The sequence below is a fragment of the Stenotrophomonas chelatiphaga genome (assembly GCF_032054965.1).
In the GTDB taxonomy this organism is placed as follows: domain Bacteria; phylum Pseudomonadota; class Gammaproteobacteria; order Xanthomonadales; family Xanthomonadaceae; genus Stenotrophomonas; species Stenotrophomonas chelatiphaga.
Window position 1 is genome coordinate 1 of sequence record NZ_DAMBRS010000014.1, and the last position, 23,176, is coordinate 23,176.

General features: G+C 68.3%; 25 protein-coding genes. 10 read left to right on the plus strand and 15 right to left on the minus strand.

Annotated features, from left to right (window positions below; genetic code table 11):
* Nucleotides 1-169: 169 nt before the first annotated feature.
* Complete coding sequence (locus RTX79_RS15185; protein WP_123699821.1) at nt 170-751, minus strand: mechanosensitive ion channel family protein; 582 nt, start codon at nt 749-751, stop codon at nt 170-172.
* A gap of 36 nt (nt 752-787) precedes the next feature.
* Nucleotides 788-976 (minus strand): hypothetical protein, encoded by a 189-nt coding sequence (locus RTX79_RS15190; RefSeq protein ID WP_309684410.1) that lies wholly within the window; start codon nt 974-976, stop codon nt 788-790.
* A gap of 126 nt (nt 977-1,102) precedes the next feature.
* On the opposite strand from RTX79_RS15190, the gene RTX79_RS15195 reads away from it, so the two are divergent.
* Genes RTX79_RS15195 through RTX79_RS15205 form a run of 3 tightly spaced genes read left to right on the plus strand, consistent with a single transcriptional unit; the run spans nt 1,103 to nt 3,140 of the window.
* Complete coding sequence (locus RTX79_RS15195; protein WP_312684612.1) at nt 1,103-1,678, plus strand: RNA polymerase sigma factor; 576 nt, start codon at nt 1,103-1,105, stop codon at nt 1,676-1,678.
* Complete coding sequence (locus RTX79_RS15200) at nt 1,675-2,223, plus strand: hypothetical protein (protein WP_312684613.1); 549 nt, start codon at nt 1,675-1,677, stop codon at nt 2,221-2,223. Before RTX79_RS15195 ends, RTX79_RS15200 begins: the two co-directional genes overlap by 4 nt.
* A 20-nt stretch (nt 2,224-2,243) precedes the next feature.
* Nucleotides 2,244-3,140: a DUF4097 family beta strand repeat-containing protein gene (locus tag RTX79_RS15205; RefSeq protein ID WP_428696018.1), complete on the plus strand. Its 897-nt coding sequence runs from the start codon at nt 2,244-2,246 to the stop codon at nt 3,138-3,140.
* A 63-nt stretch (nt 3,141-3,203) separates the two neighbouring features.
* On the opposite strand, the gene RTX79_RS15210 is transcribed toward RTX79_RS15205, so the two are convergent.
* The 3 genes from RTX79_RS15210 to RTX79_RS15220 form a co-directional block, all read right to left on the minus strand.
* Nucleotides 3,204-3,383 (minus strand): hypothetical protein, encoded by a 180-nt coding sequence (locus RTX79_RS15210; protein ID WP_057687210.1) that lies wholly within the window; start codon nt 3,381-3,383, stop codon nt 3,204-3,206.
* Between the two features lie 11 nt (nt 3,384-3,394).
* Nucleotides 3,395-3,688, minus strand: a complete 294-nt coding sequence (locus RTX79_RS15215) for a YkgJ family cysteine cluster protein (protein ID WP_312684689.1) — start codon at nt 3,686-3,688, stop codon at nt 3,395-3,397.
* Between the two features lie 244 nt (nt 3,689-3,932).
* A complete protein-coding gene (locus tag RTX79_RS15220; protein ID WP_309684421.1) occupies nt 3,933-5,294 on the minus strand; it encodes an Hsp70 family protein in 1,362 nt (453 codons plus the stop codon).
* 123 nt (nt 5,295-5,417) lie between these two features.
* Between RTX79_RS15220 and RTX79_RS15225 the strand changes: the two genes are divergently transcribed.
* The gene (locus tag RTX79_RS15225) at nt 5,418-5,753 is read left to right on the plus strand and encodes a zinc ribbon domain-containing protein YjdM (RefSeq protein ID WP_123699824.1); all 336 of its coding nucleotides are present in this window, start codon (nt 5,418-5,420) and stop codon (nt 5,751-5,753) included.
* Between the two features lie 4 nt (nt 5,754-5,757).
* On the opposite strand, the gene RTX79_RS15230 is transcribed toward RTX79_RS15225, so the two are convergent.
* The gene (locus RTX79_RS15230) at nt 5,758-6,918 is read right to left on the minus strand and encodes a tetratricopeptide repeat protein (protein ID WP_312684615.1); all 1,161 of its coding nucleotides are present in this window, start codon (nt 6,916-6,918) and stop codon (nt 5,758-5,760) included.
* 231 nt (nt 6,919-7,149) lie between these two features.
* Here RTX79_RS15230 and RTX79_RS15235 point away from each other — a divergent pair, with 231 nt between their 5' ends.
* The 4 genes from RTX79_RS15235 (at nt 7,150) to RTX79_RS15250 (ending at nt 9,977) form a co-directional block, all read left to right on the plus strand.
* Nucleotides 7,150-7,752 carry an HD domain-containing protein gene (locus RTX79_RS15235; protein WP_057687220.1) on the plus strand — a complete coding sequence of 201 codons (603 nt, stop codon included), beginning with the start codon at nt 7,150-7,152 and terminating at the stop codon, nt 7,750-7,752.
* Nucleotides 7,753-7,795: 43 nt separating this feature from the next.
* Nucleotides 7,796-7,966, plus strand: a complete 171-nt coding sequence (locus RTX79_RS15240) for an oxidoreductase-like domain-containing protein (protein WP_309684429.1) — start codon at nt 7,796-7,798, stop codon at nt 7,964-7,966.
* Nucleotides 7,963-8,571: a DUF998 domain-containing protein gene (locus RTX79_RS15245; protein ID WP_312684616.1), complete on the plus strand. Its 609-nt coding sequence runs from the start codon at nt 7,963-7,965 to the stop codon at nt 8,569-8,571. Before RTX79_RS15240 ends, RTX79_RS15245 begins: the two co-directional genes overlap by 4 nt.
* An 80-nt stretch (nt 8,572-8,651) precedes the next feature.
* Nucleotides 8,652-9,977, plus strand: coding sequence for a virulence factor family protein (locus RTX79_RS15250; protein WP_312684617.1), 1,326 nt, complete (start codon nt 8,652-8,654; stop codon nt 9,975-9,977).
* Here RTX79_RS15250 and mprF read toward each other — a convergent pair.
* Nucleotides 9,974-12,532, minus strand: coding sequence for a bifunctional lysylphosphatidylglycerol flippase/synthetase MprF (mprF, locus tag RTX79_RS15255; protein ID WP_312684618.1), 2,559 nt, complete (start codon nt 12,530-12,532; stop codon nt 9,974-9,976). The two genes, RTX79_RS15250 and mprF, sit on opposite strands and share 4 nt — an antisense overlap.
* Before the next feature lie 183 nt (nt 12,533-12,715).
* On the opposite strand from mprF, the gene RTX79_RS15260 reads away from it, so the two are divergent.
* Nucleotides 12,716-13,063, plus strand: a complete 348-nt coding sequence (locus RTX79_RS15260; protein ID WP_057687216.1) for a RidA family protein — start codon at nt 12,716-12,718, stop codon at nt 13,061-13,063.
* Nucleotides 13,064-13,581: 518 nt separating this feature from the next.
* Here RTX79_RS15260 and rnfB read toward each other — a convergent pair.
* From rnfB to gloA2, 5 genes are all read right to left on the minus strand, one after another.
* Nucleotides 13,582-14,010, minus strand: a complete 429-nt coding sequence (gene rnfB, locus RTX79_RS15265; protein WP_312684619.1) for an Rnf electron transport complex subunit RnfB — start codon at nt 14,008-14,010, stop codon at nt 13,582-13,584.
* Between the two features lie 25 nt (nt 14,011-14,035).
* Nucleotides 14,036-14,629 carry an HAD family hydrolase gene (locus RTX79_RS15270; protein WP_312684620.1) on the minus strand — a complete coding sequence of 198 codons (594 nt, stop codon included), beginning with the start codon at nt 14,627-14,629 and terminating at the stop codon, nt 14,036-14,038.
* 28 nt (nt 14,630-14,657) lie between these two features.
* Nucleotides 14,658-16,742 carry a methionine--tRNA ligase gene (metG, locus tag RTX79_RS15275; RefSeq protein ID WP_312684621.1) on the minus strand — a complete coding sequence of 695 codons (2,085 nt, stop codon included), beginning with the start codon at nt 16,740-16,742 and terminating at the stop codon, nt 14,658-14,660.
* Nucleotides 16,743-16,839: 97 nt separating this feature from the next.
* Nucleotides 16,840-17,283, minus strand: coding sequence for a DUF2147 domain-containing protein (locus RTX79_RS15280; protein ID WP_057508796.1), 444 nt, complete (start codon nt 17,281-17,283; stop codon nt 16,840-16,842).
* Nucleotides 17,284-17,429: 146 nt separating this feature from the next.
* On the minus strand, nt 17,430-17,825 hold the full coding sequence (gene gloA2 / locus RTX79_RS15285) for an SMU1112c/YaeR family gloxylase I-like metalloprotein (protein WP_312684691.1): 396 nt from the start codon (nt 17,823-17,825) through the stop codon (nt 17,430-17,432).
* A gap of 148 nt (nt 17,826-17,973) precedes the next feature.
* Between gloA2 and RTX79_RS15290 the strand changes: the two genes are divergently transcribed.
* Nucleotides 17,974-19,542 (plus strand): hypothetical protein, encoded by a 1,569-nt coding sequence (locus RTX79_RS15290; RefSeq protein WP_312684622.1) that lies wholly within the window; start codon nt 17,974-17,976, stop codon nt 19,540-19,542.
* A 51-nt stretch (nt 19,543-19,593) separates the two neighbouring features.
* Here the strand turns inward: RTX79_RS15290 and RTX79_RS15295 are convergent, their stop codons facing one another.
* From RTX79_RS15295 to RTX79_RS15305, 3 genes are all read right to left on the minus strand, one after another.
* A complete protein-coding gene (locus tag RTX79_RS15295; protein ID WP_312684623.1) occupies nt 19,594-21,489 on the minus strand; it encodes a DUF885 domain-containing protein in 1,896 nt (631 codons plus the stop codon).
* A 95-nt stretch (nt 21,490-21,584) separates the two neighbouring features.
* A complete protein-coding gene (locus tag RTX79_RS15300; protein WP_057508746.1) occupies nt 21,585-22,358 on the minus strand; it encodes a queuosine precursor transporter in 774 nt (257 codons plus the stop codon).
* The gene (locus RTX79_RS15305) at nt 22,358-23,038 is read right to left on the minus strand and encodes a DUF502 domain-containing protein (protein WP_123699599.1); all 681 of its coding nucleotides are present in this window, start codon (nt 23,036-23,038) and stop codon (nt 22,358-22,360) included. Before RTX79_RS15305 ends, RTX79_RS15300 begins: the two co-directional genes overlap by 1 nt.
* Nucleotides 23,039-23,176: the final 138 nt, after the last annotated feature.

The window sequence follows — 23,176 nt, forward strand, 5'->3', positions numbered from 1 at the left end:
TGCTTGCGAAGCACCGCTTCGCAAGCGCCCGAACGCACAGCCGCCCAGCGGCTGGGCCGGACCCCGAAGGGGCAGCTTTTGCCGTCCCCCGCCCAGCCCCACCGCCCGGCCCACTTCCAGCTGCGGCTTTCAGCTCACCCGCGAGGGGGTCTCACCCGTTCGCCAACCCTCAACCGTCGCCCTGTATCCCACCCGGCGCCGTAGACGGATCCCGCCACCGCCGCACGGTGCGCTGGAAAAACAGATTGTTCGGCAACTGCAGCACCGTCCCTTCGTGTCCCTCACCGGTTTCCTGCAGCGTGGTGTAGATCAGGTTCACATCGATCACCCGACCCTTCAGCCCCGGCTTCTCGCCGTTCTCCAGCACTTCGATGTAATCGTGCAGGCGGAACGGCCGCGTGGTGAAGATCAGCAGCGTGCAGAAGATGTTCGACAGCACGCTCCAGGCCGCGAAGAACGCCACCGCGCCCACCGCCGCAAAGCCGGTGAACGCCGTCCACAGCACCGCGCCCGACGTGCCGAGGATGTGCAGGATCACCAGCAGCGAAGCGAAGTAGATGACGAAGGTGGTGATCCGGCGCGCGCCCATCACCATTTCTGGGGGAAGCGTGTAGTGCGCGGCGAAGCGGCGGATCAGCCGGCGCACGACCAGCTTCACCAGCCAGGCGGCCAGCAGGGTGGCCAGCACCAGCAGGGCGGTCTCGGCTTGTTCCAGCCAGGCATGGGCCCACGGCGGCAGGTACTTTTCCATCAAACAGACATCCGGTAACGCAGGGGGAGGTCGATGTTACCTGCGCCCGGTGCGGGGATCGACCATCGTCATCGCATCAGGCAGCCCCATGCAGGCCGCCACCACGCCCTGCTGCAGCAGGCAGGCGCGGTTGCCGTGCAGGCGCACCTGCAGCTGCAGGGGATTGCCCTGCAGCAGGCCGCAGACGAGGATGGCGAGCAGGCCGCTGGCGGCGGGGGTGGACATGGGGCTTCTCCGTGGCCGGGTGGCCGCTGGGTACCTGGCTTGGATGCACGCGGTTGCCGAAAGGTTTAAGGGCAATCGACGGTCAACCGCTTTAAACCTTTCCTGCAGGCGCCGCATCCAAGGGTCATGCTCGACACGCTCACGCCAGCACTGGACACCTCCCTGCCTGCCCATGACGAGCCGGAGGTGGTGCGTGCTGCGGCCGCGGGCGACGTCGCGGCCTACGAGCAGCTGTACCGGCGGCATGCCCCGCGCCTGTTCGCGGTGGTGTGGCGGTTGTGCGGCGGCCAGCAGGCACGTGCCGAAGATGCGCTGCAGGAAGCGTTTTTGCAGGCATGGAAAGCGCTGCCGGCGTTCCGGATGGACAGCAGCGTTGCCACCTGGCTGCATCGACTTGCGGTCAACGCCGCATTGATGGAGCTGCGCGCGCGCGGCAACCAGGCCCACGACAGCCTGGATGATGCGGACCTGGATCTGCCGGAAATGCAGGTACATGACCGCTGCGCCGGGACCGAACGCGACCTGGAGCGGGTGCTGGCCACGCTGCCGCCGCGCGCCCGCGCGGTGCTGGTGCTGCACGACATCGAAGGCTGGAAACACAGTGAGATCGCCGAACAGCTGCAGATGGCGGTCGGCAGTTCGAAGGCACAGTTGCATCGAGCACGCGGCCTGTTGCGCGCGCGCCTGGGAGACATGACATGAACCACGAAACCCCCCGCAGGACCGACGACACCGACGATGCGCTGCAGCAGCGCCTGCGCGCGCTGCCAACGGAACTGGCGCCGCCAAGTGATGGCTGGACACGATTGCAGGCTGCGCTGCCGCCGCGGCCGCCGATCGTGGCCACGCCGCCGCGCACGCTGGCCCACGGCCGCTCCGCGCGCCACCGCCTGCGCTGGGCATTGCCGGCCGGCGCGGCATTGGCCGCGAGCATTGCCTTGTACTGGGTGGTGCCGCTGACGGTGCAGCTGCCATCGCAGGCGCCGGTTGCGCCCAGCGTGCTGCAGCAGCAGGCCAGCGCGATGAGCGCCGACTACCAGCAGGCCATCGCGGCGCTGCCGCGGGTCGATGCGCCTGAGTGGCGCCCGGCGCTGCGCGAGCTGGACGACAGTGCCGACCAGATCCATGCCGCGCTGGCGCAGAGTCCGCGTTCGCGCCACCTGCTTGAACAGCTGCAGCGTACGTACGCGCTGCGGCTTGAACTGACCCGGCAGGCGGCGACGTCCGCTACCGGCCTGCCCAGCTGATCCGATCCACCAGGAGAACCATGACCATGAACGTTTATTTCCCGCGCCGCGCGCTGCCTTTCGCCGCCCTGGCGTTGCTGTCCCTGCCGGCGTGGGCGGACACCCGCGTCGATGAGCGCCACGCCATCGCCAGTGGTGGACGGGTCGAATTGAGCAATGTCGCCGGCAAGGTGGTGGTACGCGGCTGGGACCGCAACGAGGTGCAGCTCACCGGCACGCTCCCCGACGGACTGACCCTGAAGCAGGAAAAAAGCGCGAACCGGGTGCGCTGGGAAGTGCAGTACCCACGGCGCAACAACAGTGGCGGCGCCACCCTGGAACTGCGCGTGCCGCGTGCGGTGGAGCTGCAGCTGGGTACGGTGAGCGCCGACCTGGACATCAGCGCGATCGACGTCAAGCGCCTGCAGGCGAACACGGTCAGCGGGGATCTGCGCGCTGCCGGTCGCAGCGGCGAGAGCACGCTCAACACCGTCAGTGGTGATGTCGATGCGCAGTTGCAGACCACGCGGATCGACGCGCGCACGGTGAGTGGCAGCATCCGGGCCGGTGGTGGGCTGTCCGGTGAAATCGGCGCTACCTCGGTGTCCGGCCGTGTTGGCGTGGAGGCCGGCCGCACGCAGCGCATGGTGGTGGAAACCGTATCGGGGACGGTGGAGCTGTCCGCGGCGGCATTGGCGCCGGGCGGGCGGATCAGCGTGGAATCGGTCAGTGCGCCGATCTCCCTGCACCTGCCGCGCAACGTGTCCGCGCAGCTGTCGGTCAACAGTTTCAGCGGTTCCATCCAGAGTGACGCGGGCAAGGTGGAACGGCCGCGCTATGGTCCTGGCAGCTCGCTGGATACCCGGTTGGGGAATGGCGATGGGGACATCAGCCTGGAATCGCATTCCGGTGGCGTGCGGGTCCGGCTGGATCGCTGACCCGTTGGCAGAGGCCAGGCTTGGCCGGCCGCGGCGGTGATGCCGCCGCGGTCGCCGACGCGGTCAGCTGGCTTTCTTCAGCGACCAGGTGTTGCCGAGGACTTCGATCTTGCCGCCAGCCTTGCGGAACGCGGCCAGGTCGGCGGCGATGCTGTTGCTGCTGGGCGTGGACGATGAACCGGCCTTACGCTCGTTGCGGATGGTGTTGCTGGCCTTCGCGGGGGTCTTTGCCTTGCGGGGCATGGGTGCTCCTGTCAGGTGGAAGGGTGGGGAGGGTTCCAGGCAAGGGCCTGGCGCTGATAATCCTGCCGTTCACGCTGGCAGTCATCGCCGCCCATCTCGAACTGGCGGCAGATGGCGGGACGCTGCGTGTAGATGGAACAACGCAGGTGGTACGGGTCGATGGCTGCGCACCAGCCTTCTTCGTTCTGCGCCATGCGGCGGCCGCCGTGGCCGTCGCTTTCAACGAACCAGATGGGGACGTCATCGCCCGGCATCAACCACACCGGCATCCGGCAGCACACCGCATCACAGCGACGGCAGTCGATGGAGGCCGGGGGCTGCTCAGTTTGTAAGGCCTCGTGGGCCTTCGTAATGCCCAAAGATGGTCTCGATCGCGGCTCGGAGCGGGTACGTGGTCATGGCAGAGCCAAGGAAAGCATGGCCACAGGGCCCGCAGGCGGGCGGCTGCGCACTGGGACGCGCTGCGCGCGCCACGAAGGCAGCGCGCAAGCTGAAAGCGCAGGTGAATGTCAAGCCGGTCGAGTTTAACGCGGATCGTGCGGAGATATGTTAATGCGAGCCCGCTGCCGCCAGCGCGAGGCCTTGCACGACCCCGAAGGAGGCATCGCCATGGACCTGGCGGGCGGTCGGGAAGGCATCGGCGGCGGCCTGGCGCAGGTAGCCCGCGCGGGACATGCCGCCGGTCATGAACACCGCATCCGGGGCCTGGCCGATGTCCTGGCGGACCTGGTCGAGCAGCTCGCGCAGCTGGCCAAGGTAGCCGTGCGCGGCCTGGCCCAGGCCCTCTGCGGAGGTTTCCGCCTGCAGGCCTTTTTCGATGAACGGCAGCGGGCTGGCATGCTCGATGGTGCCGCTGAGACTGATCTTGGCACGCTCCACTTCGCGGTACAGGCGGGCGGTGTTGCCGGTGTCCTGCAGCGCCTGCAGGCGGCTGCCATACGGGTCTTCGACGTGATCGTAGCTGTGCTGGCGGAAGTCACGCTGGCGGGTCATGTCCTGCACCATCGCTGCTTCCACGTAGTGGTGGGTCGGCACCCGGGTGATGCCGCGGCCGAACAGCGGCATGTAGGCGGCCAGGCTGAGCGCCAGGTCGATATCGGTACCGCCGCGGGCGATGCCCCAGGCGCGGTGGATGCGCGGCGGCTCGCCCCCGCCCACGCGGGCATGGGCGATGTCGGTGGTGCCGCCGCCGATGTCCACGATGATCGCCTCGTGCGGCTGCGCGCTGGTGGCGTGGTAGTGCATCGCCGCCGCAGCGGGCTCTTCCATGAAGGCCACTTCGTCGAAACCGGCGGCCAGCGCGGCTTCGCGCAGGATCGCCAGTGCCTGCTCGTTGCCGGCATCGCCGATCGAGCTGCGGAACTGCACCGGGCGGCCAAGCAGGGCTTCGCGCACCGGTGCGCCCAGCTGGGCGCTGGCGGTCAGCCGGATGTGTTCCAGGATGTGGGTGGCGATGCCGGTGATGGTCTGGCGAGCGCGCGGATGCAGGTTGTAGCCCAGCATCGATTTCGGGCTCTGCACCAGGTTGCCTTCGTTTTCCTCGAAGTAGGCTTCCAGCGCATCATCGCCATACACCGCGTTCTGCAGCAGCTGGCTGGAACTGCGCGGCTCGGCCATGCGCTTTTCCATCCATTGCCGGCGCAGCGACAGCAGCGCTTCGCGGCGCAGCGCTTCCAGCGGACGCGCCTGGCCGTTGGCGCGTGCCTGGGCGGCGGCGGCGTCGATCAGTGCCTGCAGCTCATGTTCCTGCCCCGGCTCCAGCTTGAATTCACCGGGGTCCTGCATGATGCCGGGGAAGTACACCGACGTACGGAACTGGTCGGCATCGCCGAAACGGATCGGCTGTACCTGGCCATCGCGGACGATGGCTGCGGCGGAGTTGCTGGTGCCGAAGTCGATGCCCAGGCGCATGGTGGGGTTCCGCTGTTTCGAGGGCCGCGCACTGTAGCGCGCCGGCCGGCCCAGCGGTAGGGCCGGTCCGCAGGGGCGGGCGGTTACAATGGCCGCTGTTGAACTACAGCCAGGTTGTCCCCGATGTCCACCGCCCCCGCCTGCCCGCAATGCACGCTTGAAAACACCTATGCCGATGGCGCCCTGATGATCTGCGCCGACTGCGGCTTCGAGTGGACGGCCGAGGAAGGTGACGGTTCCGGCGTGGTGGTGCGGGACAGCAACGGCAACGTGCTGGCCGCCGGTGACACGGTCACGGTGATCAAGGACCTGAAGGTCAAGGGTTCGTCGATCCCGCTCAAGCAGGGCACGGTGATCCGCAACATCCGCCTGGTGGAAGACGATGCCGAGCACATCGAAGGCAACTCGGACAAGATCAAGGGCCTGGTGCTGAAGACCTGCTTCCTCAAGAAGGCCTGATGGCTCAGCGGCCCAGCCGTGCGCTGGCCTGTTGCCGGCGCCAGCGCTGGAGGCTGTCCAGCTTGTCCTGGTAACGCGATTGCAGGGCCGCACCGCCCAGCGCCTGGGCGCGTGCCAGTTCACCATCGGCGCGTTCGAGCTGGCCGGCCATCAGGTAGGCACGTGCGAGTGCGAAGTGGAACTGGTGGGCGCTGTCATACAGGCGCAGCGCACGCCGGTAAGAGGTGATGGCCCCGTTGGCATCACCGGCACGTTCGGCCTGGGTGCCCAGCACATACTGGAAGAACGGATCGCTCTGCCGCACGCTGCGCAGGCGGGCCTGCAGGCGTGCCGCCGCCGTGGGCTCACCGAGCCGCAGCAGCAGGTTGCTGGCATTGGCCAGGCTGGCGGGATTGCGTGGTGCGATGCGCAGGGCTTCAGCGTAATGCTGGCGCGCAAGCGCAAGGTTGCCCTGGCGTGTTTCCAGTACCCCGAGGTTGTTCAGCGCAGACGGGAAATCCGCGGCCTGCTGCAGGGCCGCGGCATACCAGGCGCGCGCGCCTGCCACGTCGCCGGCTTCCATCCGTTCGGCACCGCGGTTGTTGTAGAAGTGGGCAAGCGCCCGCGCATCACTGATCGGGCGCGGGCCGTCGCGGTCGTACAGCACGTTGCGGTCCAGGTCGACGGTGCCGCGGCGGCCGTTGAATTCGATGCCCGCGTTGACGTGGCCGACGTTGTAGAGCACACCGGCATCCTGGTACCAGGACACCACCTGGGCCACTTCCTGGACCTGCGCCTGGATGCCGATATGGCGCGCCAGGGTGACGAACAGCAGGGTGAAGGACAGGCAGTTGGCGCGACGATGCTGCCACGTCTCCCCGATGGTGTAGGTCGCCGCGGCGTCGTACTGCAGGTCCATGCCATCGCGGTCGAAGATCATCTCCGCCAGTCGATGCAACTGCGGTCCGCGGCCGCCGCCGGGATCGATGACGCGGGCCTGCAGCAGCGCGGACAATGCCGGCGGGATGGCCAGTACCTCCGCAGGGGAGGGGGGCGGGGCATCCATCGGCGGCGCGCCCTGCGACGCAGCGTCAGGCGCCTGCAGCGATGCCTGCGCCATCACCGGCGCGGCGGCCAGTGCAAGCGTGGCCAACGCCACCAACACGGACAGCAACGGGCGGGTCATCGCCATTCTCCGCGGGCGCGGCATGCGCCACGGCCATGAGCATAGCGCCGCGCCTGCCTGCCGCCGCACCGCTGGTCGGATGCCGGCCGGTCATCCACAGCGGGTGTGGACCATGCGCGGAGAAAGCTGTGCATAAGTGGCAGCGGCCCTTTCGTTGCAGGCGCCGTGAACAGGTGGTGAAAGATTGACCAGTGCTTGCGTCGCGGCGGCTCGCTGGCCCATCCTGAGCGCATGGAATTCCAGCCGATCATCCTGCCTGCCGGGCAGTGGGACGCCGTGCAGGACAGCTACGCGACACCGCCGCGTGCCTACCACCACTTCGGCCATGTGCGCGCCTTGCTGCAGCACGCGCAGTGGGTTGCCGCGCAGGCGCCGTGGCAGCAGCCGCGCGAGGTCTATCTGGCGGTGCTGTACCACGATGCGATCTACGAAAGCGGGCGCAAGGACAACGAAGCGCGCTCTGCCGACCTGGCCGGCGAAGCCATCGCGCACTGGCTGCCTGATGCGGGCATCGACGTGGCGCGGGTGCGCGAACTGATCCTGTTGACCGCACGCCACGGCAGCCTGCAGCCCGGCGACGTCGACCACGAGGCGGCGCTGTTCCTGGACTGCGACATGGCCATCCTCGGCGCGCCGGAAGCGGTGTTCGATGCCTATGACCGCGGCGTGGCCGAAGAGTACGCCGGCAGCGTGCCGGCTTTCCTGTACCGTGCCGGCCGTCGCCGCTTCCTGCGCAACCTGGCGCGGCAGCCACGCATCTACCTCAGCGATCTGTTCCACCAGCATTTCGACGCACCGGCACGGGCCAACCTGCTGCGGGTGGCCGGGCCCTGACAGCGGCCGCTACACTGGCGGTCTGTCCTGTTGGCCTGATTGCGTGACTGATCCCGATCCCCGTCCGATACCGCCGGAAGCGCCCGGTCCCAACGAATGCTGTGGCAGTGGTTGCCCGCTGTGCGTGCTCGACCTGTACAGCGAAGAGCTGCAGCGCTATCGGCAGGCGCTGGCGGCATGGTTGCTGCGGCATCCGGAGGCAGGCGGGCGATGAACCGCGCACGCGGCCTGCGCAGGGCCAGTGGCGTTGCGATGGTGGCGTTGCTGCTGTTCCTGGCGACCGCCCTGTGGACCCAGTTCGCACGCGCTGACCTTGATTGGGTCACCGCTACGCTGAGCCTGTACCTGCACGGGCCCTGGGGGCTGGCGCTGCGCACGGCATACTGCCTGCTGGCGGTGGCCATCGTGGTACTCGGGCTTTCGATGTACCGGCACCTTCGCGGTCCGCGCCGCAGTGGCGCCGCAGCACTGCTGTTCGCGTGTGCGGGGCTGGGGCTGGCCGGCGTCGCGGTCGGCGACAGCTGGCTTCCCGAGCGGGCCCCGCTTGCGTGGCCGCTGGTGCACGGCCTTTCGGCGATGACCGCCTTCCTGTGCGCCAGCGTGGCGATGCTGCTGCAGTCCTGGTACCTGCGTCGCGAACCCGGCTGGATGCGCGCGGCGACGGTGCTGTGGTGGTGGGCGTGGCTGGCCTTCGTGCTGTTGTGGCTGCACGTGTTGTGGCGCGATCCGCCGCGCGGGGCAGGCCAGAAACTGGTGATCGTGGTGATCGTCGGTTGGCTGCTGTGGCTGGCGTGGTCCGGCTGGCGCCACGCGCGCTGATCGCACGCCCGTCCCGGCACACCACCTTGGCAGCTGCCGGGCGTATCGTGGGCGCACATCAAAGGCGAGGGGAGTGCTGCATGCGGTCAGGTGGGAAATACGCGCGGGCGCTGTTGGCGTGGTGTGTGCTGGCGCCCTGCGTGGCCGCCGCACAGCCGGTGCAACCGGCCAGCCATGGCAGGTTCCAGCAGGTACCGGTGCAGCAGCCGCAAGGCCCGGTGCAGCGCGTGGTGCTGTGGTTCCATGCACCTGGCAAGGCCGCAGCGGCGCAGCGCGAACGCGAGGCCCTGCGCGCGTCCGGCGCACTGGTGGTGCCGGTCGATATGGGACAGCTGCAGGACGCCCTGAAGCGCGAAGGCAGTGCTGCCTGCGCGTTCGGTGCAGGCGACGTGGAGAATTTCTCGCGCTGGCTGCAGGCGTGGCTGCACCTGCCGGGCTATCGCCTGCCCTTGCTGGCCGGTGACGGCGACGGCGCCCGGTTCGCCTATGTGCTGGCCGCGCAGGCGGGCGAGGGCGTGTTCGCCGGCGTGTTGACCACCGGCTTCCAGCCGGGCGCGGTCAGTCAGCGCATGGCCTGTGGCGCCGGCATCGTCGATGGCGTGCTGGAACCGGACGCCCTCACCGTGCCGTGGCTGGCGGCCGACAGCGGTGCGCAGGCGCGTGCCTTCCAGCAGACAATCGCTTCAGCACGCAGCTTCCGCCGTACCGCTGGCGGCGATGCGCTGCCTGGCCTGCTGGCTGCGGCGCGGGTGCTCGGCGAAGCCCCCGGCGTCAACGTGGCACCCGCCCCGAAGGACCTCGGTGGCCTGCCCGTGGTCGAGGTGCCGTCGAGCGTCGCCGGAGACACCGTTGCGATCTTCGTGTCCGGCGATGGCGGCTGGGCGGGGCTGGACAAGGACGTTGCCGCGGCGTTGGCCGCGCAGGGCGTGTCGGTGGTCGGCGTGGACTCGCTGCGGTATTTCTGGAGCGCCCGTACGCCGGCCGGCTTTGCCGCCGACCTGACCCGCATCGCCGACTATTACCGCCAGCGCTGGCAGCGTCCGAAGCTGCTGCTGATCGGCTTTTCCCAAGGTGCCGACGTACTGCCAGCCAGCATCAACCAGCTGGCACCGGCGCTGCGATCGCAGGTGGAACTGATCGCGCTGCTGTCGGTGGGGCGCACCGCCGATTTCGAATTCCATGTCAGCAACTGGTTGGGCAGCAACGATGACGGCCTGCCGATCGCGCCGGAGATCGCGCGCCTGCCTGCGGACAGGACCCTGTGTGTTTACGGGCAGAAAGACGCCGACGCCCTGTGCCCGGAGCTGCCGCCGGGCGTGCGCGTGCTGCAGTTGCCGGGTGACCACCATTTCAACGGTGACCACGACCGCCTTGCCCGGGAGATCCTCAACGCCGCTGCCCGCTAGTGGCGCGGCTCGAGTGAGATCAGGCGGGTGGCATCGAGCAACGCGGCCGGCAGGTGCACGCCACCGGGCGCGGCGAGGTAGCGCGGCCGCCACTGCGGGGCGAATTTGGATTTGAAGCGGCGCAGGCCGCTGAAGCCATAGAAGCGTTCGCCATGGCGTGCCACCAGCGAGGCCACGCGTGACCAGCGGCTGGCCAGGCGATGGCTGGCCAGCCCGGACAACGGCGCCATGCCCAGCGAGAACCGGGTATCGCCGCGCTCGCGTCCCCACAGGAACAGTTCGATGAACAGGAAGTCCATCGTGCCCTTCGGCGCATCGGGCAGGTGTCGCATCAGGTCGACCGACAGCTCATGGCCCGCCGGTGCCTGCCACAGGTTGGCGAAGGCCACGATGCGGCCTTCCGCTTCCACCAGCGCCACCGGGAAACGTGCCAGGTAGGCTGGATCGAAGCTGCCCAGCGAGAAGCCTTTTTCCTCGCCGGCCTTGTCGTCCAGCCAGGCGCTGGAAACCGCTGACAGTTCCGGGATCAGTGCCGGTACCTCGTCGGCTGCCGCCACGCGGAAGCGCAGTCCGCTGCGTTTGCCGCGGTTCCAGGCTTGTCGCAGGTCGGCGCGGTCGCGCCCTTCCAGGGTGAACTCCTGCAGCGGCACCATCGCCTCTTCGCCGAGTTTGACCAGGCCCAGTCCCAGGTCCAGATAGGTCTGCCAGTAGGCTTCGCCCACCTGGTAGAACACCGGCCGCAGGCCAAGGCGGTCCGCTTCTTCGCGGAAGCGCCAGATCAGGGTGCGGGCTACGTCCGGCGGCCCGACCGGATCGCCCATCGCGATCAGCGAACCGCCATGCCGCTGCATCATCACAAAACCCAGCCCGGCCTCGTCGCGCAGCACCGCCTTGTCGGCGGTGAGCACCAGGCAGGCCTGGGTATCGCGCGCGGCCGCCAACACCGGCGCCAGGGCCTGCAGCGTGGCTTCGTCGGCCACCGGCAGCGGTCCGCGCGTGCTGTGCAGCAGCCGGCCGATGCCGAAGACCGCCACCGCCATCGCCACCACCAGCAGCGCACGCAACGCACGCGGTGCGTTGCCGGACAGCGCGAACTGCCACCACAGCTCGTTCTGGTATTCCACATGGCTGTAGACGAAGAACAGCAGCCACACCACCGCCACCAGCACCAGCCCGAGGTTGCGCAGCCATGGCCACGACCACGCCTGGTCCAGCAGCGCGCCTTCGCGGTAGAACTCGCGCCGTGCCGTCCACAGCGCCACGGCCACCAGCAGCGCGGCGACCGCGATCAGTACCTGCCCGCCGCGCAACCAGATCGGCAGCGGTGCGGCCAGGCAGATCACCAGCGCCAGCACCCACGCGGCGTGGCTGCGGCGCGACAGTCCCTGGCCGATCAGCAGCAGCACCACGCCGGCCAGGCTGCCGAGCAGGTGCGAGGTTTCCAGCAACGGCAGCGAGGCGGTGTGCAGGTGCCGATGCGGTGCCGGCAGCGTGCCGTCCACGATCAGCGCGGCGCCGACACTGAACACCGCCAGCGCGACGATGTGCGGCAGCCACGGGCGCAATGCTTTCCAACCGGCGCGGGTGGCACCGGCACTGGCACGGAGCGGACGACGCAGTGCCGGCGCGGTGGCCAACAGCGTGGCCAGCAGCAACGGCAGCACGTAGTAGGTGACGCGGTAGACCAGTGCGGCGGCCAGCACCGCCCCGGGCGCGACCTGCGGCAGCAGCTTGAGCAGGCTCCATTCGAACACGCCCAATCCGGCGGGCACGGTAGAGACCAGCCCGGCCAGCACCGCCACCAGATACATGCCGACGAAACCGGGCAGGCCGGTAGGCGTGGAATCGGGCAGCAGCACGTACAGCGCGGCGGCGGCCAGCACCAGTTCGACCACGCTGAGCGCGGTCACCGCCAGCATGGTGCGGCGGTCGGGCAACCACAACGCATGGCCGAAGAACGAGAACGTGCACCCTTGGCGGCCTACCGCGGCGATGGCCGCCGCATAGCCCAGCAACAGCGCTGCACCACCGGCCTGCAGCACCCCGGTACGCAGCGGCAGGGCCAGTGCGGCGGCGGCCGGTTCCAGGCACAGCGCGGCGCCCAGCAGCACCCAGGCACCGAACACGAAGCCGAGCGTGCTCATCAGCACCACCTGGCCGATCTGCGCCAGGTCCAGCCCGGCGCTGCGATAGCCGCGCAGTCGTACTGCGCCGCCGGTCAGTGCGGCAAAGCCCACCGTCTGCCCCAGCGCATGCGCCAGGAAGGCGGTGATGCCGATCCGCGCCGGATGCACGCGCACGCCACTGCGGCGCAGGCCGATGGCATCAAAGCCCACCAGGCAGGCATAGCTGGCCAGGGCCAGCAACACGGCCAGCAGCAACTGTCCGGTGCCCAGGTCGCGGAACGCCTGGCGCACCGCGCGGTAGCCATGTTCGTCGAAGGCGCCGGCCAGTCCGTGCAGCGCCAGTGCCAGCACCAGCAGTGGAAACACCAGGGTCAGCAGCCGCTTGATGCGTTGGCGGGCAGGGGAAGCGGGAAGGGCGGATTCGGTCATGGAAGGAAAGTGGACCCGCACGGGCGATGGGCGCGTCAACGGCGCGAAGCTGCGCATCGTGCGCCCGTGCTGGAGGTTTGGCTAGAGGTGGGCGGTCGTGCTGTTGCAGTGCCGTTGGCCGTTACCACAAGCCGGCCGCGGTGGGCCAGAATGGGGTCTGTCCACAGAAAGAGGAGCACGCCCGTGTTGGAGCGTTTCGATGTTGGTCCGCGCATGTCCGAGATGACCGTCCACAACAAGGTTGCCTACCTGTCGGGACAGATCCCGGAGGACACCAGCCAGGACATCACCGGGCAGACCCGGCAGGTGCTGGAGGAGATCGACAAGCTGCTGGTGCAGGTGGCCAGCGATAAACAGCACGTGCTGCGAGCGGAGATCTTCCTGGCCGACATGGCCGATTTCGACGGCATGAACGCGGCGTGGGACGAATGGGTGGTGCCGGGCATGACGCCGGCGCGTGCGACGGTGGAAGCGAAGCTGGCGCATGCAGAGTGGAAGGTCGAGATCGTGGTGACCGCCGCGGTGCCGTGATGCTGCAGGGGGGATGATGCCGGGCCTGCGGCCCGGCGGCCTGCTTGTTCAAGCAGGAGCAACGTCAACGTCAACGTCAAAAGCTGCAGGGCTGTTGGGTTGGCGGGGCGGGGTGGGGTTGCGGGGCACGCGCAAGTACATCCATGTAGCTCTTCGCGGCTCCTGCCGCTCAAGGCCCCGCAACCCCACCCCGCCCCACCTTCGACAGGTCCATGGCGGCTTTTGGTAGCGCCGACCCATGGTCGGCGGATTTGGCGTGGGGAGAAAGATGGGGTCAGAGTCCTTTCGCGCAGCGAAAGGACTCTGACCCCTGCCTTTGCTTTTTTTTTATTTTCATTGCGCGGGTGGCGGCCACCGGAACCTGTCAGAGGGTCGGGCGGTGGGGCTGGGCGGGGGCGTTGAGCGCCATGGATGGCGCGAAACGAGGCCCGCATGGATGCGGCTTTTGCCGTCCCCCGCCCAGCCCCACCGCCCGGCCCACTTCCAGCTGCGGCTTTCACCCCACCCGCGAGGGGGTCTCACCCGCTCGACGTCCGACCCACCAGATCGATGCAGTCCACCGGACACGGCGGAATACACAACTCACACCCGGTGCAGAGATCGGCAATCACCGTGTGCATGTATTTGGCCCCGCCGATGATCGCATCCACCGGGCAGGCCTGGATGCACTTGGTGCAGCCGATGCAGTCGGCCTCGATGATCAGTGCCACCTGCGGCGGCTTGTGCTCGCCGCGGCGGCGGTCATACGGCAGCGCCGGCACGCCCAGCACCTGCGCCAACGCCCGTGCACCGGCATCACCGCCCGGTGGGCAGCGCTCCACGCCGGCTTCGCGGCGGGCCATCGCCGCAGCGTAGGGGCGGCAGCCATCGAAGCCGCACTGGCCGCATTGGGTCTGCGGCAACAGGCGGTCCAGCCGCTCCACCAACGGGGGAGGCATCAGGCTCATGCGGGGCGGTGGCGGTGCAGGGGATTCATCGTTCCACGGGTTTTCCGCGGTACCAGCGGTCGTGGGCAAGGGCGAGCATCGGCTTGTCCTCGCGGCTGTCACCGTAGGCATGGATGCGCGTGTAACGGGACAGATCGAAGCGCTGCCGGATGCGCGCCACCTTGCCGGGGCCGCAGTCACCGCCGGCGTAGTGTCCGGTCAGGCGGCCCTCGCGTGCCTCCAGCTGGTTGCAGATCAACTGCAGCCCGTGCTGCTCGCACCAGGGGCGCAGGTACAGATCGATCGACGCCGACACCACGGCCACCGTGTGGCCCTGCGCCTGGTGCCAGCGGATCTGTTCGAGCATTTCCGGGCGCACCATCGCCGGCAACGCATCGCGTGCGTAGCCGGATGCCAGCAGAGCGACGTCATCGGCATGGCGGCCGTTGAACACCAGCGCGGTGACCCGCGCGCGGATCCGCGCCGCGGTGATCAGCCGCAGCCGGTAGGCGGCCAGCCAGGGACCCACCAGCCACCACGCACGCGCGCGTTGTTCCGGTGTGGCGACGCGCCGCAGGAAGCGGCTGTAGCTGTCGGCATTGGTGATGGTGTGGTCGAAGTCGAACAGCGCCAGCTCCATCGCACCCTCCGTGCTGGCCAGCCGCCGGTCAGCGGACCGGCATGCCCGGCAGCGCGGCACTGTCGGCGTCCAGCAGCGCCAGCGCGCCGCCGTCGAAGCCGGCCGACAGGATCATCCCTTCGCTCAGGCCGAAGCGCATCTTGCGCGGGGCCAGGTTGGCGATGAACACCACGCTGCGCCCGACCAGCTTTTCCGGCTCGCCGTAGCTGGCGCGGATGCCGGAGAAGATCTGCCGGGTGCCCAGCTCGCCGGCGTCCAGTTCGAAGCGCAGCAGCTTGTCCGAACCCTCCACGAATCCGCAGGACAGGACCTTGCCGATACGCAGGTCCAGCTTGGCGAAGTCGTCGATGCCGATGTACGCCGGCGCGGCGTCGCCCTGCGGCGCGCTCGCGGCAGCTGCCGGCCTGGCTTCGGCCTTTGCGGCAGGGGCCACAGCGGCAACGGGGGCAGCGGCGGTCGGCTGCAGGGTGTCCTTGGAGGCGTCGGTCATGGCGTCGATTTTCTTCGGGTCGATTCGGGTGAACAGCGGAACGTAGTCGTTGATGCGATGCGCCAGCAGCGGCTGCGCCAGTGCGGTCCAGTCGCTGACCGGTGCGGCCAGGAAGGCCTCTGCCTGCGCCGAGGTCGCCGGCAGCACCGGCTTGAGCGCGGTGACCAGCACGCGGAACAGGTTCAGGCCCTGGCTGCACACCGACTGCAACTGCGCATCGGCGCCTTCCTGCTTGGCGATCACCCACGGCTTGACGTCATCGATGTAGCGGTTGGCTTCGTCGGCCAGCGCCATCGTCTGGCGGATGGCGGCGGCCGGATCGTTGCGCTCGTAGGCTTCGCGGATCGGCGCCAGTGCTTCGACGAAGCGCTGGTACTGCGCCGGATCGGGCAGCGCCGCGGCCAGCTGGCCGTCGAAGCGCTTGCTGATGAAGCCGGCGCAGCGGCTGGCCAGGTTGACGAACTTGCCGACCAGGTCGGCGTTGACGCGGGCAATGAAGTCGCCCAGGTTCAGGTCAAGGTCGTCCACCCCGCCGGAGGACTTGGCGGCGTAGTAATAGCGCAGCGCCTCCGGTTCCAGCCCGGCATCGAGGAACGTCCGCGCCATCACGAAGGTGCCGCGCGACTTGCTCATCTTCGCCCCGTCCACGGTCAGGTAGCCGTTGACGTGCAGGCGGGTCGGCGCGCGGTGGCCGGTGGCATGCAGCACCGCCGGCCAGAACAGGCCGTGGAAATTGACGATGTCCTTGCCGATGAAGTGGTGCAGTTCGGTGGACGTGCCGGCGCGCAGGTGGGATTCGAAATCCACGCCGGTCTTCGCGCACAGCGTCTGGAAGCTGGACAGGTAGCCGATCGGGGCATCCAGCCAGACATACAGGAACTTGCCCGGATGGCCGGGGATCTCGAAGCCGAAGTACGGCGCATCGCGCGAGATGTCCCACGCGCGCAGGCCACCATCGGCGTTCATCCACTCCATCAGCTTGGCCTTGACGCCGGGCAGGGCGACATCGCCACCCAGCCACTCGCGCAGGAAGCCTTCGAACTTGCCCACCTCGAAGAAGAAGTGCTCGGAATCGCGCACTTCCGGGGTCGCCCCGGAGATCACCGATTTCGGGTCCTTCAGGTCGGTCGGGTTGTAGGTTGCGCCGCAGACTTCGCAGTTGTCGCCGTACTGGTCGGCGCTGCCACAGTTCGGGCAGATGCCCTTGATGTAACGGTCCGGCAGGAACATACCCTTGGCCGGGTCGTAGAACTGCGCCACCGAGCGGCGGCTGACGTGGCCTTCCGATTCCAGCTTCAGGTAGAACGATTCGGTCAGCGCCTTGTTGGCGGCCGAGTTGGTCGAATCGTAGTGGTCGAAGTCGACCCCGAAGGCGGCGAAGTCGCGCTCGTGGCTGGCCTGGATGCCGGCGATGAACACTTCCGGGGTCAGTCCGGCCTTTTCGGCGGCCAGCATGATCGGGGTGCCATGGGTGTCGTCGGCACAGACGAACCAGGTGGTGCCGCCGCTCATTCGCCGCGCGCGCACCCAGATATCAGCCTGGATGTAGCCCACCAGGTGACCCAGGTGCAGCGGGCCGTTGGCGTAGGGCAGGGCGGTGGTGACGAGCGCGGTACGGGTCATGGTCACAGCGTGCAGCGAGGGGAATCCCTGATTATCGCACAAGGGGGTCGGATGCCCTTCCAGAAAAGGGCGATCCGACCTCCGTGACCGCCTGCGCTTACTCGCGCTGCCAGGTCTGGGCGCGGCAGATGAAGGCCACGCAGCCGGACACGTCCAGTCGGGTGCCGCCCGGCTGCAGCTTCATCTTGGACTTGTAGGTCTTGCCGTTGGCCGGGTCCAGGATGGTGCCGCCGGACCAGCTGGCGGTGCCGTCGGACTTCAGGTTCCACAGGATGGTCATGCCACGCACCGGCTTGTCCTTGTTGGTGCCGCTGCAGTCGCTGCACACCGGGTTCGGACCCTTGTCCGAGTGCAGGATGTCGACCACCTTGCCGCTCAGCGTGCCGTTGCCGGCCTGGGTGATCTCCACGATCGACTTCACCTTGCCGGTCTTGTCATCGATGGTCTTCCAGCGGCCCACCGCCGAATCGGCGGCGTTTGCCGAAAGCGCGGCCACGCACAGCGGCAGTGCCAGCAGCAGGGTCTTGAAGGTGTTGCGCATGGTCCCCTCCCAGGGCGTTGGTTCGATGCCGGCGCAGGTGCCGGCCTGTGCCGACTGTATACCCATCCGGGGCGGTATGGTGCAAGGCCCCGGTAGTGACCGCCGCAGGCCATCAATCCGAAGAGGCTGACGGCCAGCGGCCGTCACTACCGGGTTTCGTACAGTTCAAGCGGCAGGTCGTCGGGGTCGGCGAAGAAGGTGAAGCGGCGCCCGGTGTATTCGTCCACGCGGATCGGTTCGCAGGCCACGCCATGCTGCGCCAGGTGGGCAATGAAGGGCTCCAGCGCGTCTACCCGGAAGGCCAGGTGGCGCAGCCCCTGCGCCTCCGGCCGGCTGGGGCGCGGCGGCGGGTGGGGGAACGAAAACAGCTCCAACTGGCCGCCATCGGGCAGGGCCAGGTCCAGTTTCCAGGAGTCGCGGGCGGCCCGATGATGCTCGGCGATGACCGCCAAACCGAGCACGTCGACGTAGAACGCCCGCGAGCGCGCATAGTCGGCGCAGATCAGGGCGACATGGTGGATGCCTTGCAGGCCAAGGGACATGGGCGTGCGCCGGGTCGGGGCAGGCCATGATCGCAGATCACGCCGCCGAGCGCGGTCGATTTTCGGCGCCGCCTGGACGAAATGCGAAAGCGCCTGGGCCATGCCGCGTGCAGCCTTGGGCTTCCTCCGCATGCAGAGAGTGCCGATCGTGACCACAACCATCAGCGAATCTCCTGTCACCTACCGGTCGTTCATTTCCATACGGCTTCAATCAAAGGCCCCCGTGCCGCGTGCGCTGCCGGCCATGCGAACGGTCAGCAATCCCGCGCGCGATGCGCATCCATCGAGCCTTTGCCGCCCTGCGATGACTGCGCCGCACCGATCAGGTCCGGCCTCGCCAACGGCCGGGTTGTCGATCCATGCAGCCGCCGATGCCAGCGAGTGGAAGAACTTCGTGGGTCATCTGCAACAACGGGGCACGGTACCCGGCGCGGAACGCGCGGATCCTGACCAGGGCGTCATGACCACGTCGAACGTCAGCGTGAAGCAGATGCTCGCGTATCTTCGCAACCGACCGCCGGCGACGCCTGCTGGTGTCGGCCAGATGGTGCGCCGCGTGACCGCGACGGCGGCTGCGCGCGCTGGCGCGGGTCCGGGTTCACCCGCGGCCGGGTTGTCGACCACTACCGCAGTCGAGGCCAGTGACTGGAAGGTGGTCGTCGGTCGTCTGCAGCAGCAGGGCACGGTACCCGGCGCGGGACGCGCGGACCCGGATCAGGGCGTGGTGACGCCGTCCAACATCAGCGTCAAGCAGATGCTGGCTCATCTTCGCAACCACGCACCGACAACGTCTTCCGGTAGGGCGCAGGGAGTGCGGCCGCCCGTGCCCGCAGCGGCCGCGGCCGTGTGCGTTGCAGCCGTCCTGCAGCCGGCAAACGTGCCATCGGTACCGCTGCTGCAGAAAGACCAACCGGTAGCCGCCGATGATCCGTGCAAGGTGGCTGCGCTGCTGGACCAGATGGAGCATCAGCGGCGTGGCGCCGAAGCAGGGGCCGGGGTGATCGACGCGCCGTTGCTGGAAGTGGATCGCGCAATGGATGGGCAACCCGGCGCGCCGGCTGAAGCGCCGCGTGCGCACGGCGCCGCGCTGCCGATGTTCCACGAGGAGCACGACGAGGATCCGTTCCGCCCGTCCGAGCGGTCCGGCACCACGCCGCGCAGGACGCAGGCCAGGCCGCGCAGGGAAGCCATCCAGCGGGGCAATGCCGCGCTCAACGACCCGCAGCAGAACGATGTCGTGCAGCGGCGCCCGCAGAGGGTGGGCTTCAACCCTCTCGTACACAGCCGGGTGCTGGAAGTCGACGCCGAATCCGGAGAGACGATCTCGGTGAGCGACCAGTACTTCCAGACCAAAGAGCACGATGGAAAATGGAGTACGCGCAACGCGCAGCAGCCGCCATCGCTGAACGCCATCGATCCGCAGCCAGCCGAGCGCTCGAGGCCTGCTGCTGCGGCCGCGCCGCATGCGCCCACGGCTGACGACGGCAGCGGGTTCGTGGTGCACTCTGCGTTCCACGAAGACCGGGATCGCCAGGCGACCCATGCCGAGATCGGTAGCGTTCTCTGGGCGGACCTGGGCCGGGATGACGAGCGGGCTGAGCTGCCCGTAGGCCCGGTGTTGCGTCAGCTGCAGCGGCTGCAACAGATCGAGCGCGAGCTGGATGCCGCCCTGAGCCGCAACCGGGAATTGAACGAGGACATCGGCGTCTACTTCTGATCCGTGGCCCGTGCCGGATCCCGTGCCCTGCGGCAACGGGATCCGGCCGCATCAACGGTCGGGCTGCGCCTGCCAGCGGGTCATCCGCTGTTCCAGGATGTCCAGCGGCATCGAGCCGTCTTTCAACAGTTCGGCATGGAAGGCGCGCAGGTCGAAGGCAGCGCCCTGCGCCTGCCGCGCACGGTCGCGCAGTTCGACGATCTTCGCCTCGCCCAGCACGTTGGACAGCGCCTGGCCGGGCTGGGCCATCATCCGTTCCACTTCGGCGTTGGCATCGTCGACCGGCATGCCGGTGTTCTGCTGCAGGTAGTCCACCGCGCGCTTCTTGTTCCAGCCCTGCGCATGGATTCCGGTATCGGCCACCACGCGCACGGCGCGGGTCAGTGCCGCCTGCAGGTAGCCGATATGGTCGTACGGATCGGCATACAGGCCCAGCGGCTCGCCCAGTGATTCGGCGTACAGGCCCCAGCCTTCGACAAAGGCCAGGTCGCCGCCGAGGCGACGGAAGCGCGGCAGCTTCTCAATCTCCTGCTGCAGTCCCAACTGCACGTGATGCCCGGGCACCGCTTCATGCAGGTACAGCATGGGCACGCTCCAGCGCTTGCGCGCCGGCAGGTTGCTGGTGTTCACCGACAGCACCGCCGGGCGGCTGCCGTTGATGCCGGGCTGATAGGACGCTGCTGCCGAAGCGGCGGCGCGGTCGGCTTCGACCGGCTGTATCTCCAGTGCAGCCTTGGGCAGGGTCTGCAGCACGCTGGGCAGTCGTGCCGCCACCTGCTGCTGCACCTGCTGGTAGCGGGCCAGCAGTGCAGTGGCATCGGTGTACTGGAACTGCTTGTCGGTACGCATGCGCTGCAGCAGCTTGGCTTCGCCGCCGCGCAGTTTGTTGTCCTTCATCACCGCGGCGATCTGCGCATGCAGGGCCTGGACGCGTTGCTCGCCCCAGGCATGCAGCTGGGCAGGGTCCTGCGCGGTGGCGGTCGCCTGGCGCAGCGTGCCGGCATACCATGCCGCGCCGTTCGGCAGGGCACCCAGCCCGGCGGTATCGCGCGTGGCCGGCAGGTATTCGGTGGCGATGAAGCCGCGCAGCGCGCGGTAGGCCGGCATGATCCGGAATTCGATCATGCGCTTGTATTCAGCGCTGATCCGCGTCTTTTCTTCGGCCGGGATGGTATCGGGCATGGTCCGGATCGGCGTCCAGAAAATGCTTTCTTCGGCTGTTGGTTTGATCACCGCATCCAGCTGCGGCAGCACTTTTTCCATCAGGTCGCGCGGCTGCACCACGCCGGCCGCCATGCCTTGGCGCATGTTCGCGGTAGCCTGTTCGAACAGGGCCGGGATGCCCAGCGAACGCCGGGACCAGTCGTCGTAGTCCTTCGCCGTGTTGAACGGCTGCGCCCCGGCACCGGCGCCGAGGATGGCCATGATGCTGCCCAGGTTGTAGTACTGGCTGATCGGCAGCATCCACGCCGGGTTCTGTTCGGCGGCCAGCGATGCCTTGGCGTCGCGGACGAAGATCTCGTAGCTCAGCAGATCCTGGCCCTGCAGGCCGCTGCTCCCGATCTTTTCCACCTTGCCCAGCCACTGCGTGGTGAAATCATGCGACTGCTGGCGCCAGGCCGCGGACAGGATGTTCGGCAGTTCACCGTTGTAGCGCGCGTCGCCCTGGAAGGTGGCCTGCAGCGGATTGAGCCGCATCGAAGCGTCCCAGTACTCGTCGTACAGGCGCTCCAGCTGGGTCGCTTTGCTGGCCGGCGCGGCAGCGGCCTGTCGGCCTGCGGCGGCCGCCGGGCGGGCGCGCGGCTTGGCCTTGGGCTTGGTCGCCTGGCGGGTCTGCGCGGCCGCAGGGCGGGTGGCTTTCTTCTTCGCGGCTTCGGCCGGCGGCGCGGCGCTGAACAACATCAGCGAGGCGAGTGCGACCGCCAGGGCGCGGGCAAGCTGGGGCATCGGACATTTCCGTGGAACACAGACCGTGGAGCTTGCACGATCCAGACGCATACGGCCAGCATCCACGGCGCAGTCAGCAAATGCGGCGTTGTCGCTCAGTCAGCTGCGGCGTCGGCCCGCAGCTGTGCCGCACGCGCTGCGCCCAGATAGCGCGTGATCGCATGCCGCATCAGGTACAGCAAGGGGATCAGCGCGATGGCGAAGCCCATCTTGTAGGCGTAATTAAGGCTGCTCACGGCCAGGAACAGCGACGTCGGCCATTGCTGCGGCCCCAGCACGAAGGCGATCCAGATCACCACGAAGCTGTCGATCAGCTGGGACACCGCGGTCGATCCGGTGGCCCGCAGCCACACATGGCGTTCGCCGGTGGCGCGGCGGATGCGATGGAACACCGAGACATCGATCAGTTGGCCGACGATGAACGCGACCAGCGAGCCGGCGATGGTCCACATGCCCTGGCCGAACACCACGGCAAACGCGGCCTGGTAGTCCGGCACGCCCTGCGCGCTCATCGAGCCGACCCACCAGCTGGCCGGGGCCAGCGAGATCGCCGCGTAGGCGAACAGGAAGCCGTAGCAGATCAGGGCCGCCGCCAGCCACGAAATGAAACGCACGCCGCGCTTGCCGAAGAACTCGTTGATGGTATCGGTCATGACGAACACCACCGGCCACAGCAGGGTGCCGGCGGTGAAGCTGAGCGAGCCGGTCTGGCCGAACAGATTCCAGTTCAGCGGTGCGATGCCGAGGGTGTCTTCCAGGGCGAAGATCTTGACCCCGATCAGCTCGGCCAGCACCGCGTTGGCGCAGAAGAACGCGGCCAGCCCGATGAACAGCAGGACCGCACGGTCCTGCAGCGGCCGCGCGCTCATCAGCCGCGTTCGCCAGCGCGGGTGAACGGCACGGTTTCCGGTGCGACGGCACCGCCGGAGATGATGAAGCTCATCGCCTGGTCCACGGTCCAGTCGGTCGGCGTCAGCAGCTCCACCGGCACGATTTCCAGGTAGCCGGAGGTCGGGTTGGGCGTGGTCGGCACGTACACCGCCGCCAGTTCGCGGCCGGTGCCCTGTTCGCGGATGACCCGCGTCACCAGGCCCACCGCCTTCATGTCCCGGTGCGGGAAGTCGATCAGCACCACGCGCTGGGTGGTGCCCGGCTCGGTCTGCAGCATGTCCAGCAGCTTCTTGGCGCTGTCATAGATGATGCTGGCCAGCGGTATCCGCTTGATCACCGCCCCGACCCAGCGCAGCAGCCGCTGGCCGACCACGCGCCGGCTCAGCACGCCCACCGCCAGGATGACCAGCAGGGTGGCCAGCAGCGCCACCACGTTCTGGATCCACTCGGCATGGACCCAGCCCAGATAGTGCGGGAACCAGGTGGCGATGCGTTCGGACATCGGCACCACCAGCGGGCTGGAGATGCCGGACAGCAGCACGAAGACGAACTTCACCACGACCCAGGTCAGCCAGATCGGCAGCAGGGTCAGCAGGCCGGTCAGGAACAGCCGCTGCAGGGAAGGGCGGGGGGTGAGGGTGGGGGCTTGGAGTGACATCGGCGCATTGTAGCGGTCGCGTGGGGCCGGTCAGGCTCTCCGGGTCACAGGACGTGGCATGACACCTCGCGTGGGCCCGCTGATCGCCGGTTGAAGGTGCCGCTGCGCCGGATACACGACCATCACGGCAGCCTGCAG